The following is a 13,312-nucleotide window of genomic DNA, read 5'->3' on the forward strand; positions in this document are numbered from 1 at the left end:
CCCACCAGATTCCGAAGTGTCAACTATGTCTTGAGACTCAACTGTCAACTATGTCGTGAGACTCCACAGCGCCGCAGAGTGCGGTGTGTCGAACCAGACGGCGGTGTCCGTTCCCAGGCCGAGTCGAGCTGGACGATGACGTCTCCAGCGACGTCACAGGTGGAGGCGCTTGGCCAGTTCGTGGCGGACCTCGGCGCCGCGGGTGAACACCAGCAGGGCGAGCGCGATGAGGCTGAGAACGCCGCAGACGACCGACGGCAGCGGGTCGGCGACCCACCCGAACCCCAGGAAGCCGATGGGTGCGAGTCCCAGCAGAACCGCCAGACCCGTGTGGACGACGTGCTCCCCCACCTCGATGTGCATGATCTGCACAGTGATCAGCAGGGCGACGATCGAGCAGGCGCACAGGCTGGGCACCGCGTAGGTGAGCGACCAGCCGTGCCAGGCCGTGAGGTAGTCCCAGTACACGCACAGCAGGCCCACCAGCACCACCAGGTAGACGGTCCCCTTCGCGACGTTGCGCCGCTTGCGCACCGCCATGACGACGACCAGCCACATCGCGGTCACCCCCAGCCACAGCGACCGCAGCACGCCGATGCTGTCCTCTCCCCTGTTGAAGAGCAGCTGCGCTCCCAGGGACGCGAGGATGACGGCGAGGGAGGTGAGGAACAGGATCTTGAACACCCGCCTGCGGGAGAACTCCAGGGACACGGCGGGGAACGGATCGGGGCTCGCCTCACCGGCGGTGACCGTGCCACACAGGGGGCAGGCGCCCCACGGTCCCTCGATATCGACGGAGCACTGCGCGCAGCGTTTCATGACCGCACCTCCGGGGAGTGGGCGTCCGGCGGCTGGGTGCCGGGCGGCTGAGGACCAGGGCGCCGCACCTGCGGGGAGTGGGCCTCTACGACCTCGGCCTCCGTCACGCGGGAGGCACTCACCGTCACGTCGACACCGCTGTCCGTGAGCATCCGCGTGAACTCCCGGACGTGGTCCGTCTCCGTGAACGGGGAGGTGAAGCTGATCGTGAGGATCCCGTCGTGGGACATCGAGCAGAACTGCGGCCGTACCGCGGACACGTGGAACATCATCCGCCGCACGTGTGATTCTGCGGGCTCGGGCAGCGTGACCCGGCCCAGATTCGACACCGCGACGCTCAGCCCGCGGTTGTTGGCGCGGTTGATGAGCCCCAGGAACACGTCCTTGAGGGGCCGCGGTACGACCCTCAGCAGGGGGTTGCGCTCGAAGCGTATGAACTTCCGCAGCTTCTTCTCCAGGGCCTCCGGTGTGGCGCCCGGCTGGAACTGCGCGGCAAGGCTGCGGCAGATCGAGCCGAGGTCGTCCGCACCGTTGCCGTACGTGTGCTCCACACGGACGGTGGCGAAGAAGTTCCGGGGCGAGTCCGACGGGAAGAACTGGCGCAGGTTCACGGGGACCGACGCCGCGAGCGTCCGCGACCTCCCCAGACCGCCGGACGCCAGACGGATTGCCTCGAAGAACAGTGCGGTGAGGTACATGGTCACCGCCACGCCTTCAGTCCGAGCCAGGGGCAGCACCTGGTCTGCGGCCATCGTGAGTTCGACGACCCGGGTCCGGTTGTCCGGCGTCCGCGTCCCCTTCACCCGGTACACCCCGCTCAGATGACGCACTCCCTGCGCGGTGGAGCGCCGCAGCGCGCGCAGACCACGCGGGGCGGGAGTTGCCTGCGACGGAGCGTCTGGGGTGGCAGACGGCGCCGAGGTGTCGGCGGTTGTCGACGAATCACCCGCCGACTGCGGTGAGTCGCCGGTGGACGGTGCCGACGGTGGGTCTGCCACGGCGGGGCCGTTGCGGGTGCCCTTGCGGAAGTAATGCACGAAGCTGTCGGCTGACAGGCCGTGCGGGGACTCGACCAGGGCCTCGGCGACGTCGCCAGGGTTCGCGTGCAGGTCCGCGACCGGTCCAGGCTCACCCGCCCCGTCAGCAGCACCGCCGTCCGCACCGGTCAGGTCGGTTCCGGCCGCGACGTCTGCGGCGGCGTCGGGATAGCGCAGACGCATGTACTCCGTCATGAGATCGGTGAGGAACCACAGGGCACCCGTGCCATCTGACAGGGCGTGGAAGACCTCGAGGGCGACCCGCCGCTGATGATGGACCACCCGGAACAGCAGGTCACGCCGGTCCACCTGGTAGAGGGCGGAGCACGTGTGCAGCTCATCCGCAGTGACGACCGGCCGCAGATCGCTGTCCTGCAGGTAGTACCAGAAGACGCCGCGACGCAGCACCGCGTGATAGAGCGGATAGCGGTCGTACGTGTCGTCCAGGGCCTGCTGCAGCAGGTGCGGATCGACCTCGTGGTCGGTCTCCGCACTGATCCGGAACACCTTCGGATCCGCGTCCGTCCGCCCGGCGAGGAAGATGTTCGAAGCGTTGTCCAACCGCACCCAGGCACGCCGTGTCACGCAGGCTCCTGCGGTGCCGGGCCTGTAGTGGAGACGTCGTCACCGTCGAGGAACGTGTTGATCACCTCGTACGCGCGCTTCAGCGATCGGGAGAAGCGCGGCAGCGTGATGAACCCGTGCAGAGCGCCCGGAATCCGCTCGATCTGCACGGTGTTCCCGGCTTCTGCAAGTGCGTGCGCGTAGGCCTCCCCCTCGTCGCAGAGCAGGTCCAGCTCCGCGCTGATGAGCAGGGTGTCCGGCTGGTCGCTCAAGTCCTCTGCGAGCAGGGGCGCGACCTTCGGATCACAGCGCTTCTCGATGTCCGGCACGTAGAGGGCGAAGTAGTCCTGCACCTCGAGGGTGGTGAGCCGGTAGTCATCGCCGTGGTGGCGGACAGAGGCGAACGGGGAGGTCTCGGGGTCGTGATCCCAGTGGGTCACGGGGTAGAGCAGGACCTGGCGGTCGGGGCGACGCAGCCCCTGGTCGCGCAGCATCTGGGACACGACCGCGGCCAGATTCCCGCCGGCGGAGTCCCCCACGAACACTATGCGGGACGGGTCCTCGGCACCCACGAGATGCGGCTCCTCCAGCAGCAGGCGGGCGATGTGGAAGCAGTCCTCCACACCCGCGGGGAACGGATGTTCCGGGGCCAGCCGGTAGTTCACGGAGACGACCTTGCACCCGGTGAGCTCCGCCATGTTCGCGCACGCCGGCGTGTAGCTCTCGATGTCGCCGGTCACCCAGCCGCCGCCGTGGAAGAACAGCAGGACCTCGTCACGGCGACGTTCGAGCGGGCTGAAGATGCGGACCGGGATCGGGTGCTCGACGTTGTCCACCGTCGTCTCCCGGTAGGGAACCTTGGGCCCCGGCACCGGCATTGATGCGAGCTGACGCTGCAGCCTGCGCACCTTCTCGTAGTCCTCACGCATGTTGATCCGAGGAGCGGCGAACAGCCCCAGCACGGCCCGCACCAGAGGGTGGACGGGAGGACTGCGACGCTCGGACTCTTCCATGTGCCCAGCTTAGAGGGGCGGGGTCGGAATACACTTCTGCCATGACGCGCACTGTCGAGCCGATCGGTCGCATGGACCCCTACGGTGCGGAGCACATCGCGGTGCTCCTCCTCACCGTGGTCCTCGCTGTCGTCGCCGTGGTCGTGGCGCGTCGCATCCGAGACACCACAGCCGAGGAACGGGTCCTCACCACCTGCGGCTGGACCATGCTCACGGTGACGGTGCTGTGGACCGCGTGGGGCATGACACCCGGCCAGTGGAACATCGACCAGTCGCTGCCGTTCCAGTTCTCCGACGCGATGCGCTTCATCACGTCGATCGCGCTGCTCACCCGGGCCGGTTGGGCGATCGTGACGACCTACTTCTGGGGCCTGACCCTCAACCTGCAGTCGATCATCACACCGGACCTCAACTACTTCGACCTGCCCGTGCTGGAGTTCGCCGCGTACTGGTTCCTCCACATCACCGCGCTCATCGTGCCGATCGCGTTCGTGTGGGGCCTGGGGTATCGGCCCACGTGGCGCGGGTACGGCATCGCGTACGGTGCGGCGGTGGCGTGGGCCGCTGTCGCCGTCGCGGTCAACGCCGTGACGGGCGCGAACTACGCATATCTGAGCCACGCGCCGGTGGGCCCGTCGGTTCTGGATCTCCTGGGGCCGTGGCCGGTCTACATCGTGTGGGAAGCGGTCCTCATCGCCACGGTGTGGGCGCTCATGACGTGGCCGTGGGAATCACGCTCCGGGCGTCTGATCCCGGTGGTGGACCGGTGGGCGGCGGTGCGACGGGATTCTTCGCCGGTGCGTGAGCTCGCTGGTTCGTAAGGGGCGGGGCGCGTGAAGGATCACCCGTGCACTTTCTCCCCGGAGAGGAATACCGCGTCCGGTGCGAGCTCGAGCAGCTCTTCCGGGGCCAACGCGAAGGGGTCCCTATCGTAGACCTGGAAATCTGCGAATGCGCCGGGTGCAATCGCCCCGGAACGGTCCTCCTCGAAGTTCGCGTACGCCGCATCTGTCGTGTAGAGCGCCAGGGCTTGCGCAAGAGAGATGTTCTGCTCGGAATCGAGCACCTTTCCTGTCCGAGTAGTACGCGTGACTGCCCCGAAGATGCCATGCCACGGGTTTCCGGAGGTCACGGGGACGTCTGAATTGCCAGGAGCAACGATCCCCCGGGTGGCGAGATCACGATGCGGCAGCAGCCGCTCGATCCGCTCGTCTCCCAACGCCGCCGGGTACGAATCCCCCAAGTTGTAGACGAAGCCGATGGACGATGATGCGATGAGGTTCCATTCCGCCATCGTGTCCATCTGTGTCGGGGTGGGCAGCGAGCAGTGTTCGATGCGATTCCGGTTGGCGGTGATCCACGGCAGCTCTCCGGATGCTTCCAGCGCTTCAAGCGCCTGGCCGATCGCTGCGTCACCGATCGCATGGATCGCCATCCGCAGTCCGCCCTGTGCGGCGCTTCGGAAGGCAGAGACAAGTCTGTCCGTCGGATGCGTCAGGATTCCCCGGTCGTCACTTCCCGCATAGGGCTCGTAGAGAGCTGCAGTCCTACCGCCCAGCGAACCGTCGAGCTGGAACTTCACCCCCTGTATACGGAGCATGTCGTCGCCCAGACCCGACGTGATGCCAGCGGCAACCAATTCCTCCAGGACCCCTGCGCGTCCGGACAGCGCAATGGCGTAGAGCCACGGCCGCATACGCACTTTCAGCTGCCCTGTCGTGTTGAGCCGTTGGTAGAGCCTCATGCTGTCCGGCTCTGCGATGGCATCGTTGACCGTCGTCACACCCCATGAGTGGAAGGATTTCTGTGCGAGTGCGAATCCTTCCTCACGTGTGGCATCGTCTGGTTCCGGTTGTGCGATCAGCCTCGTGGCATCCTCTTGCACCAGCCCGGTCAAGCGGCCGGCCGCATCCCTGACGAATTTCCCACCTGGCGGATCGACCACTGATTCGTCAACTCCGGAAGCCGCGAGTGCTTGGGAATTCACGACGACCATGTGCCCGCACGTGCGCGCAAGCGCGACGGGGTTGTCCGGAGCGATCGTGTCGAGGTCCCCGCGGTCGGGCATTCGTCCATCACTGAGGTACGTCTCGTCGAACCCGGTTCCGATCACCCATGAGCCTGGGTCAGCCTGCTCGACGCTTTGATGTATCGCCGTCTGTATATCCGCGATGCTGCTGACGGCCGAGGGCCGCAGGTCTATGTGAAGCCGATTGATGCCGAAACCCACGGGGTGGCCGTGTGATTCGATGAAGCCGGGGAGCAGGTATCGACCATCGACTTCTGTGATGCTCGCGGTTTCCACGGCCGATGACGCACTGCTCACACCGGTGCCCGCAGGAACGACCGCCACGATTCTCCCGTGAGCAGTGATCACGTCCTGTGGCTCAGTGAAGTGATCGCGTGCAAGAACACGAGCATCAGTGAAGACCTGCAGGTTGTGAGTTGTGGCATTCGGCCTTCTGCCGGACTGATTCATAAGAGCGTCTTCCTTCTTCGTGACGAGAACTGCGACTGCCGCTGTGTGCTCAATCCACCAGAGAGAACCCTGGTGATCCTGGGATCGAAGCGAGGAGCCGCTGCGTATACGGGTGAGTCGGCGCAGTGAGGATCTGCTCACTGGCGCCCCGCTCAACGATCGCACCGCTCTGCATCACCATGACCTCGTCGCAGACATTGCGGACGACGGACAGATTGTGGGAGATGAAGAGCATCGAGAAGCTGTACTCACGACGCAGCTCCGCCAAGAGGGAGAGGATCTGCACCTGGACGGACATGTCCAGTGCAGACGTGATCTCATCCGCCACGACCACTGATGGACGGCGGATGAGACCGCGAGCGATCGCCAACCGCTGGCGCTGCCCGCCGGAGAACTCATGCGGATAGCGACCCGCGCTGTCAGCAGGCAGACCGACGCGCTCAAGCCATTCGACGATGGTCTGTCTATGTCTGCCTGGCTGCGTCGAGAGAGGTGAGATCGCTTCCACCAGCGACTGACCGATGGTCAGGCGGGGGTTGAAGGAGGAGAAAGGGTTCTGCGAGATGAAGCTGACTGCCTTCTGCACCTCCGCCGGGAAACGTTGGCCCGGCGCGATATCTGTTCCCGCGACAGTGAGACGGCCCGAGTCCGACTTGTACATCCCGCAGACGATCTTCGCGATCGTCGACTTACCGGATCCTGATTCGCCGACCAGGCCCACCGACGTGCCCTGATCAACGGTGAACGAGACAGAATCCAAGACGAGGTTGGCGAGGATTCCGTGGCCGAACTTCTTCGTGAGATCTTCCACGATGATGCTCGGGCTGTCCCCCGGATTCCGATGGTCTGTCGCCTGCGTGCTCATCGGTCTCCATTTCCATGTGCTGCGCCTTCGAAGTACAGGGTCGCGTCCAGAAGACGCTGAGTGTAGGAGTGCTGGACATCGCGAGTGCGGATCTGATCGGGCGTGAGTTCCTCCACGAACTCGCCGTGATACATGACCAGGACACGATCGCAGAGCTCTTCGACGACGCCCAGGTCATGAGAGATGAGGAGGACAGAGGCATCGCTGTCGGCCCTGAACCTGTAGATCTTGCGGAGTACGTCGGCCTGCACGGACACGTCAAGCGCAGTCGTGGGCTCGTCGGCGATGAGAAGCTCCGGGTCGAGCAGCAGCGCCTGCGCGATGAGACACCGCTGCAGCAGACCTCCCGACAGTTGGTGTGGGAACTGCCGCAGAACGCGTTCAGGGTCCGGCGTGCTCAGCGCGGAGAGCGCGTCGACGAGTTCTTGGTGAATCCTTCGAGAGTCCCACCCCAGATGCTGCCGGAACACGTCTCCGAGCTGACTTCCCATGCGGAGTGAGGGGCTGAACGTCGACATGGGATCCTGGTAGATGAGCGAAACAGTGCGAGCGAGGACACTGGGATCCGGCCGCTCCAACATATCGGTTTCGCGAATGCGCACCTGACGGGCAGCGCGCCAGAGACCGATCGGGGCCAGTCCGGCGATGCTCATTGCGGTGAGCGACTTACCGGAACCGGATTCACCGACGATCCCGAGGATCTCCCTTGGAGCTATGTGGAAGGACACGTCTTTCACGAGAGTGCTCCGCTCGCCGGACTCGCTCAGTGTTCCGACACTCAGCTTGTCGACGACGACTGCGGACTCAGTTCGCCCTGCCCCCGCATCGCTTTGCGTCCGTCCCGCTTTCACAGCCTCGACGAATCGGGTGATGCCGCCCTTCTGGACAGCCACCTTCGGATCGACCATCGCCGCGAGACCGTCGCCGAACAAGAGGATGCCCAGACCGAGGACGACCATTCCGATGCTCGGCCCGAAAACGCCCCAGGGCTGCCCGCTCATCTCCGCGAGCCCTTCGTTCAGCATGCGGCCGTAATCGTAATCAGGCGCTTGCACGCCCAAACCGATGAACGACAGACTCGACAGCTCGACAAGAGTGAAGGCGGTCGAGTTCGCCGCAGCGACAGAGAGCGGAATCGCGACGTTGGGGAGAATGTGTCTGACAGCGACCACCACTCGAGGCACTCTCTGGAGCTCCGCGATTCTCACGTAGTCCTCATTGACCACCCGCGCCGCGAGCGTGGAGGTCAGACGGATGTACATGGGGATTCCGGCGATGCCCACTGCCACCATTGCCGGCACTGACCCGGAGCCCATGATCGAAGCGACGACCAGGGCGAGGATCAAGGCGGGGAAAGCCACAGCAACGGCGTTGACCTGGATGATGGCGGCCTGCAAACGCGGCCCCAGCAGTCGCACGACCACTCCCACGAAGGTGCCCACCACGAAGGAGATGAGGCTTGCGCCGAAGGTGAGCAGCAGTGTCAGGCGGGTCGCGGTGACGACGCGGGCGAAGATGTCCCTCCCGAACCCATCCGTCCCGAACGGGTTGTCGGAGGAGGGAGCGCCACGGGCTTCCAGAGGATTGATCCGGTTGGCGGCATCGGAGAAGACCATCGGTCCGACGACCGCGATCGCCACGAACGCGGCCAGCAGCAGGAAACCGGCCCAGAACACTGCATTGCCGCGTGGGCGGCGTCGAGTCACGCTCACGAGTCACTCCTCGATTCGAGATGGCGCGGATCCACGGCGGCCAGGGCCACATCGATGAGGATGTTGATGATGACCGCCACCATTCCGAGGACAAGGATCGTGCCCTGTATAACCGGGTAGTCACGCGTGATGATCGCGTTGACGACGCTTGTGCCAAGGCCGGGCCACGAGAACACCTGCTCCATCACAAGCGCGCCGCCGATCATTCCCGACAGCATCAGCCCGGACAGCGTGAGTGCCGCGGTGACCACATTGGGAAGCAGGTACTTCAGGTAGACGGTGCGACCGGCGAGTCTCCACCCATCCGTCGTGCGGATGTAATTGGCCTGAAGAGCACTGTCCGCCTCACGTCTCACGATCCGACTGAGCGAGCACACCGGACCGATTGCCAACGCCACGATCGGGAGGACGAAGGACGACGGCTGCTGCGCTCCACCGGCTGGCAGCATTCCGAGACTGAGCGCGAACACGATGATGAGGAGTGTGCCGCGGACGTAGACGGGAATCGCGTCGACGACCGCGGTCACCCAGCTGAATACCTGCGCCAGCCATGCTCGGCGACCATCACGGGTGAGCACCGTGACGCCTACTCCCAGAACGAACGCGAGGATCAAGGTGATGAGGATGGCTGAGCCCGCCACGATGAGCGTGTAAGGCGCGCGGACAGCAATCTGCTCGCCGACAGTCCCCACGCGGAAGGAAGTGCCCAAGGTCCCAGAGAAGATGTCCCCCACGTAATTGAGGAAGCGTCGCCACACCGGTTCGTTCAATCCGAGGGATTGGCGGGTCGCTTCGACGACATCGAGCGAAGCATCCGGCCCCGCAGCCGCGCGTGCCGCATCGCCCGGGATCAACAGGACGATGGAGAACGTCACGACGACCAGGAAGGCGAAGGACAGGAGCAGTGTGCCCAATTTGCGGGTGAGGAACCACGCCCACGGGGACCCGAGCCATTCCGGGACGAATCTTCGCGGAACGAATTTGAAGACCTTGCTGTCAGCGGGACTCTGCGTGCTCGCCATCTGCCCTCCTCTCGGTCAATCCACGATGCGGACGGCGGTGTAGTCCATCCGGGAGTTCGGAGGCTCGTAGGCGATCCCGTCGGCCAGAGCGAATACTTCGATACTGGCAGTCAAGGGGACGACATCGACTCGGCCCAGGAAATTCTCTTGGAGCTTCTGATACGTCTCACACTTCGCATCCGGATCGGTGCTTCGCATCACCTCATCCGCCAACTGCTCACCGTCCGGGTTATCCGCGCGCGACATACTGCGCCCGCCGTCTTCGATCGCTGTGCCCATGATCCGGCTGACGCCCGTCCAGAGAGTTGCCGTCTGGTTCACGGTGCCGAACAGCGTGATGTCCCACGACGGCGCGTCCGGCCCCAGCACGAGCGACGCCCATGTGGAGTTGTCGACAAGCTGGTAGTCGACGTGCGCGCCGGCGTCTGTGAGTTCCTGGTAGATGTACTCCGCTCCGATCCCATTGGGTCCGAACGAATTGGAGGCCGAGTACACCATTTCGACGCCGTCGAGCACACCTTCGGCTTGAACCGCGTCTCTGTCGTATTCCTCGACGAGAGCCTCATCTGTATTGGCACACTGCATCCCGGAGTCTCCCATCGTGTACTCGACTTCGCTCCTCCCTGCGTACGTCACCTCGTTGTAGGCCTCGCCCGAAAGGGTGCGAGCGACAGCACGACGGAGATCCTCGTCCTGGAACGGGCTTGTCTCGTTCTGGTTGAACACGATGTACTGCTCGCCGATGTAGACCAGCGCCACGTTGGGGAAGCGCTCTGTGTCAGTGGGGCTGACCCCCGCCAGATCAAGAGAGCCACCGAGGACCTCATTCGCGTTGGTTGCGACGTCGTCTCCCACGGAGAACGACACACGGTCGGGTGGGCGACCGTCCAAGCGGCTGATGAAGTCCGGCCACATTGCGTAGTCGTCGCGAAGTTCCAACACGTACTCGACGCCACTGGTCACGGATGTCAATGAGAACGGTCCGCTGAATGCTCCCGGCACCTGGCCCGCACCCAGCCCGTCCAAGTCGTCGAGCCCGGCGGGGCAGACGATGCCCGACGCGACCATCGTGAGCCCTGCGTCCAGCTCCGAGAAGGGCTCACTCAGACTGATATCGACTGTGTGCGAATCAAGTACCTCCGCGGACACCTCCCCGTTGCCGAAGACGAGGATCTTCGAACCGGATTGGGTATCCGGCGAAGCGAACCGGTTGAGCGAGTCCGCGACGATCTCCGCATCGATGGGGGTTCCATCAGCGCATGTTGCGCCTTCGGCGATGTCGACTGTGCCGCCAGTGGCGTCGAAGTCCCATGACTCCGCGAGACCCCCGACGATCTCACCGTCATCGTCGTAGCGAAGAAGGGTGTCGAACAGCATCCGGCTGGCATAGTAGTCGTCGCTGCCCACAAGCTGCGCCGGATCGAAGCTGGACGGATCTGCGGAGAACCGGGCCTTCACCGCACCTGATCCGGAGTCGGGAGCTGCGACGCAACCGGACAAGATCATGCACGTCGCCGTGGCGGCTGCGGCGAACCCGGCCCAGCCGTATCTGGTGGTCCTCTTTCGCAATTACCCTCCGCTGACGAACGCACACGTGGAGCCGAACGCGACGCAGCTCCTCATCGAGCCACGAGCCGGGGCTCCGTGTTTCAGTTGTCCCTCAGCCTAGAAGCAGATGTTACTTGGGTCACTAGTGCAGTGTGTGGCGATTCGAGCACTTCCTCCTCTCACGTGGGAAACCGCGCTCAGAGACACACCGGAGTCATGGAGCAGGCGCACCGAAAGCAAGATAGATGATGACCTTCGCGGAGAACGACGGGATCTCCAGACCGGTCAGCTGAGAGATGCGGTGGAGGCGATCGCTCACCGTTCGTCTGTCGACGAGCAGGGCGCCGGCAGTCGCTGAGGCATTGCAGTCGTTCCGCGCGTAGACACGCGCTGTGGTCTCCAGTTCCGAACCCGCCGCTGCGAGAGTACTGGTGATGAACGCCGCGTACGCATGGAAGGAAGGGCTCTCGTCGCGGAAAAGAACAAGCGAGTGCGCCGGTACGTCGTTCCGCGTGAGGACCTGAGCCTGTGATCGCGCGCGGTCTGCGAATGCGAGCACCGCGCTTGCTTCCCGGCAGGCTCTTTCGAAGAGCGCTTCTTCGGGGCGTCCATCGCTGTGGTCGAGGGCCGCCACCCCGATACCCACCTTCAAGCGCCAGTGAAGACGGTCAAGGATCGTCTTCGCCGCCTCGGAGATCGTCACGAGGTCCAGATCCGCCTTCGCGTGCGTGTGGATGGCGAGCTGAACCTCAGTGGGAGATTCTCTTACATCGATCTGCGGCTGGACGATCGCGGAGCTCTCCCACTGCAGGCGTTCCGCAAGCATCCGACCGATTCGCCTGACGATGCTCGAGTAGTCCACGAGGGGATGAGGCGATGGGATGTGGAACGCAGTTTTGAAACACAGGGACCAGGGATGGACACGGGCCCCACTGCACTCCGCCTCTGCTGTCGCATGGAGCAGGGTTCTCTCCCGGTGTTCGTTCATTTCGCCGAAGAACAGCATGTAGAGCTTGTCAGCCACCGCTGTGACCGCGTCTGCCGTCAAGTTCGCACCGCGCTCCCCGATGAATGGGGGATTCACGAAATGGACGAAAGCGAACGCAGCTCCGTGGTAGACGAGCGGGACCACAGTGCGTTGAAATCCCACGGACTGATCGCCGGTCAGGGTCGCGTATGCGCACGCATTCTTGCGCCACCCCTCCACGATGGAACCGTAACCCGAGAAGTCTGGACTGGAGAGGGGTGTGAAGTCGGCTCTCCAGTCGTCGGGGGCGGCATCGCTCTGTGAGAACAACAGGTGACCGCGCGCATCCTCGATATAGATAGAGCAACCGAGGACACTCGCCAGGTACTCCAGGGTCGCCACCATCTCCCGATGACGCGGCTTTCTCAGCTCCGCCTGCAACTTCTCGACATTCAGACCTCGACGTGCAGAGGTATGAGATCGCATGCGCGCAGCCTCTTCGATATCCGTGCGTCCAATACTGCTGATCGACGCTGAGCCGTTCACGTGCCGAGCGCTGTTACCAGTCATGGTTGCGAGGATAGCCGTACGCGCTGGTTCCATGGGCAGAGTTCAGGCAGTACGCCTTGCCGAACATGCGCCGGTGCGGGGACCGGGGCCGTCCTCGCGGTTGCGGCCTGGCAGGTGTCACCGATCAACGCCGAGCATGCCTGCACTGCGATCCCGGTGCTCCCCGACGCTGTCGGGATCGGAGGCCCGTCGGTACGTCCGGGTGATTCGGCCCGGCCTGCCGTCGTACCCGCCGGACTTCCACGCCGGCCCCGTCGGTGAAGTACTGGAGCCGAGCGCCACCCGCACCGGGTGAGAAGAGCAACCGCGACAGCACCCCCTGATAGATGCGGCGGAAGTAGCTGTCAGTGTCTGAAACGAAGCTCGTCGCCACCATGCCGGGGTGGAAAGCAACAGCCGACAGGCCCCGATCGTGGAAACGCTCGTACAGACCCTTGACGAAGACGATATTCGCGAGCTTCGCGTTGCCGTACGCCCTGTTCGGACTGAAGCCTTGCCAGGTGTTGAGGTCGTCCAGGTCGATCCTGCCGAACAGCCGCGCTCCGACGCTGGACGTGTTGACGACGGATGCCCCACGCTGCTCCGTTCGAGGCGTGACTGTGTGTGGACGGAAGGGATCCACGACACACCACCGTCCGGTTCGACGCACCGCTGTCTGCGGCGGTGTGATGTCTCAGTACATAATTGACAACTAGGTCTCAAGACATAGTTGACAC

General features: G+C 64.2%; 11 protein-coding genes. 1 reads left to right on the forward strand and 10 read right to left on the reverse strand.

The window, feature by feature from the left end; genetic code table 11:
• Nucleotides 1-153: 153 nt before the first annotated feature.
• Genes JFC09_RS16000 through JFC09_RS16010 form a run of 3 tightly spaced genes read right to left on the reverse strand, consistent with a single transcriptional unit; the run spans nucleotide 154 to nucleotide 3,433 of the window.
• Complete coding sequence (locus JFC09_RS16000) at nucleotides 154-819, reverse strand: DUF6320 domain-containing protein (RefSeq protein WP_198395051.1); 666 nt, start codon at nucleotides 817-819, stop codon at nucleotides 154-156.
• Nucleotides 816-2,441: an alcohol acetyltransferase gene (locus JFC09_RS16005; RefSeq protein ID WP_332839807.1), complete on the reverse strand. Its 1,626-nt coding sequence runs from the start codon at nucleotides 2,439-2,441 to the stop codon at nucleotides 816-818. The genes JFC09_RS16000 and JFC09_RS16005 overlap by 4 nt, the downstream gene beginning before the upstream one ends.
• The gene (locus JFC09_RS16010; protein ID WP_198395052.1) at nucleotides 2,438-3,433 is read right to left on the reverse strand and encodes an alpha/beta hydrolase; all 996 of its coding nucleotides are present in this window, start codon (nucleotides 3,431-3,433) and stop codon (nucleotides 2,438-2,440) included. The genes JFC09_RS16005 and JFC09_RS16010 overlap by 4 nt, the downstream gene beginning before the upstream one ends.
• Nucleotides 3,434-3,474: 41 nt before the next feature.
• On the opposite strand from JFC09_RS16010, the gene JFC09_RS16015 reads away from it, so the two are divergent.
• Nucleotides 3,475-4,254, forward strand: coding sequence for a YwaF family protein (locus tag JFC09_RS16015; RefSeq protein WP_198395053.1), 780 nt, complete (start codon nucleotides 3,475-3,477; stop codon nucleotides 4,252-4,254).
• Between the two features lie 20 nt (nucleotides 4,255-4,274).
• Here JFC09_RS16015 and JFC09_RS16020 read toward each other — a convergent pair whose 3' ends face one another.
• The 7 genes from JFC09_RS16020 to JFC09_RS16050 form a co-directional block, all read right to left on the reverse strand.
• A complete protein-coding gene (locus JFC09_RS16020; protein ID WP_198395054.1) occupies nucleotides 4,275-5,912 on the reverse strand; it encodes an amidohydrolase in 1,638 nt (545 codons plus the stop codon).
• 49 nt (nucleotides 5,913-5,961) lie between these two features.
• Nucleotides 5,962-6,777, reverse strand: a complete 816-nt coding sequence (locus JFC09_RS16025) for an ABC transporter ATP-binding protein (RefSeq protein ID WP_198395055.1) — start codon at nucleotides 6,775-6,777, stop codon at nucleotides 5,962-5,964.
• Nucleotides 6,774-8,222 (reverse strand): ATP-binding cassette domain-containing protein, encoded by a 1,449-nt coding sequence (locus tag JFC09_RS16030; protein ID WP_198395056.1) that lies wholly within the window; start codon nucleotides 8,220-8,222, stop codon nucleotides 6,774-6,776. Before JFC09_RS16030 ends, JFC09_RS16025 begins: the two co-directional genes overlap by 4 nt.
• Before the next feature lie 263 nt (nucleotides 8,223-8,485).
• Nucleotides 8,486-9,511, reverse strand: coding sequence for an ABC transporter permease (locus JFC09_RS16035; RefSeq protein WP_198395057.1), 1,026 nt, complete (start codon nucleotides 9,509-9,511; stop codon nucleotides 8,486-8,488).
• Between the two features lie 15 nt (nucleotides 9,512-9,526).
• On the reverse strand, nucleotides 9,527-10,918 hold the full coding sequence (locus JFC09_RS16040; RefSeq protein ID WP_198395058.1) for an ABC transporter substrate-binding protein: 1,392 nt from the start codon (nucleotides 10,916-10,918) through the stop codon (nucleotides 9,527-9,529).
• Nucleotides 10,919-11,273: 355 nt separating this feature from the next.
• Nucleotides 11,274-12,596, reverse strand: a complete 1,323-nt coding sequence (locus tag JFC09_RS16045) for a helix-turn-helix domain-containing protein (RefSeq protein WP_198395059.1) — start codon at nucleotides 12,594-12,596, stop codon at nucleotides 11,274-11,276.
• Between the two features lie 124 nt (nucleotides 12,597-12,720).
• The gene (locus JFC09_RS16050; RefSeq protein ID WP_198395060.1) at nucleotides 12,721-13,218 is read right to left on the reverse strand and encodes a Rossmann-fold NAD(P)-binding domain-containing protein; all 498 of its coding nucleotides are present in this window, start codon (nucleotides 13,216-13,218) and stop codon (nucleotides 12,721-12,723) included.
• Nucleotides 13,219-13,312 lie beyond the last annotated feature (94 nt).

The organism is Brevibacterium yomogidense (assembly GCF_016107685.1).
Lineage (GTDB): Bacteria > Actinomycetota > Actinomycetes > Actinomycetales > Brevibacteriaceae > Brevibacterium > Brevibacterium yomogidense.

What these genes read in the sequence shown, in the direction of transcription:
- JFC09_RS16000 (WP_198395051.1), bottom strand. Translation starts at nt 819, where the DNA reads ATGAAACGCTGCGCGCAGTGCTCCGTCGATATCGAGGGACCGTGGGGC.
- JFC09_RS16025 (WP_198395055.1), bottom strand. Translation starts at nt 6,777, where the DNA reads ATGAGCACGCAGGCGACAGACCATCGGAATCCGGGGGACAGCCCGAGC.
- JFC09_RS16015 (WP_198395053.1), top strand. Translation starts at nt 3,475, where the DNA reads ATGACGCGCACTGTCGAGCCGATCGGTCGCATGGACCCCTACGGTGCG.
- JFC09_RS16045 (WP_198395059.1), bottom strand. Translation starts at nt 12,596, where the DNA reads ATGACTGGTAACAGCGCTCGGCACGTGAACGGCTCAGCGTCGATCAGC.
- JFC09_RS16035 (WP_198395057.1), bottom strand. Translation starts at nt 9,511, where the DNA reads ATGGCGAGCACGCAGAGTCCCGCTGACAGCAAGGTCTTCAAATTCGTT.
- JFC09_RS16020 (WP_198395054.1), bottom strand. Translation starts at nt 5,912, where the DNA reads ATGAATCAGTCCGGCAGAAGGCCGAATGCCACAACTCACAACCTGCAG.
- JFC09_RS16010 (WP_198395052.1), bottom strand. Translation starts at nt 3,433, where the DNA reads ATGGAAGAGTCCGAGCGTCGCAGTCCTCCCGTCCACCCTCTGGTGCGG.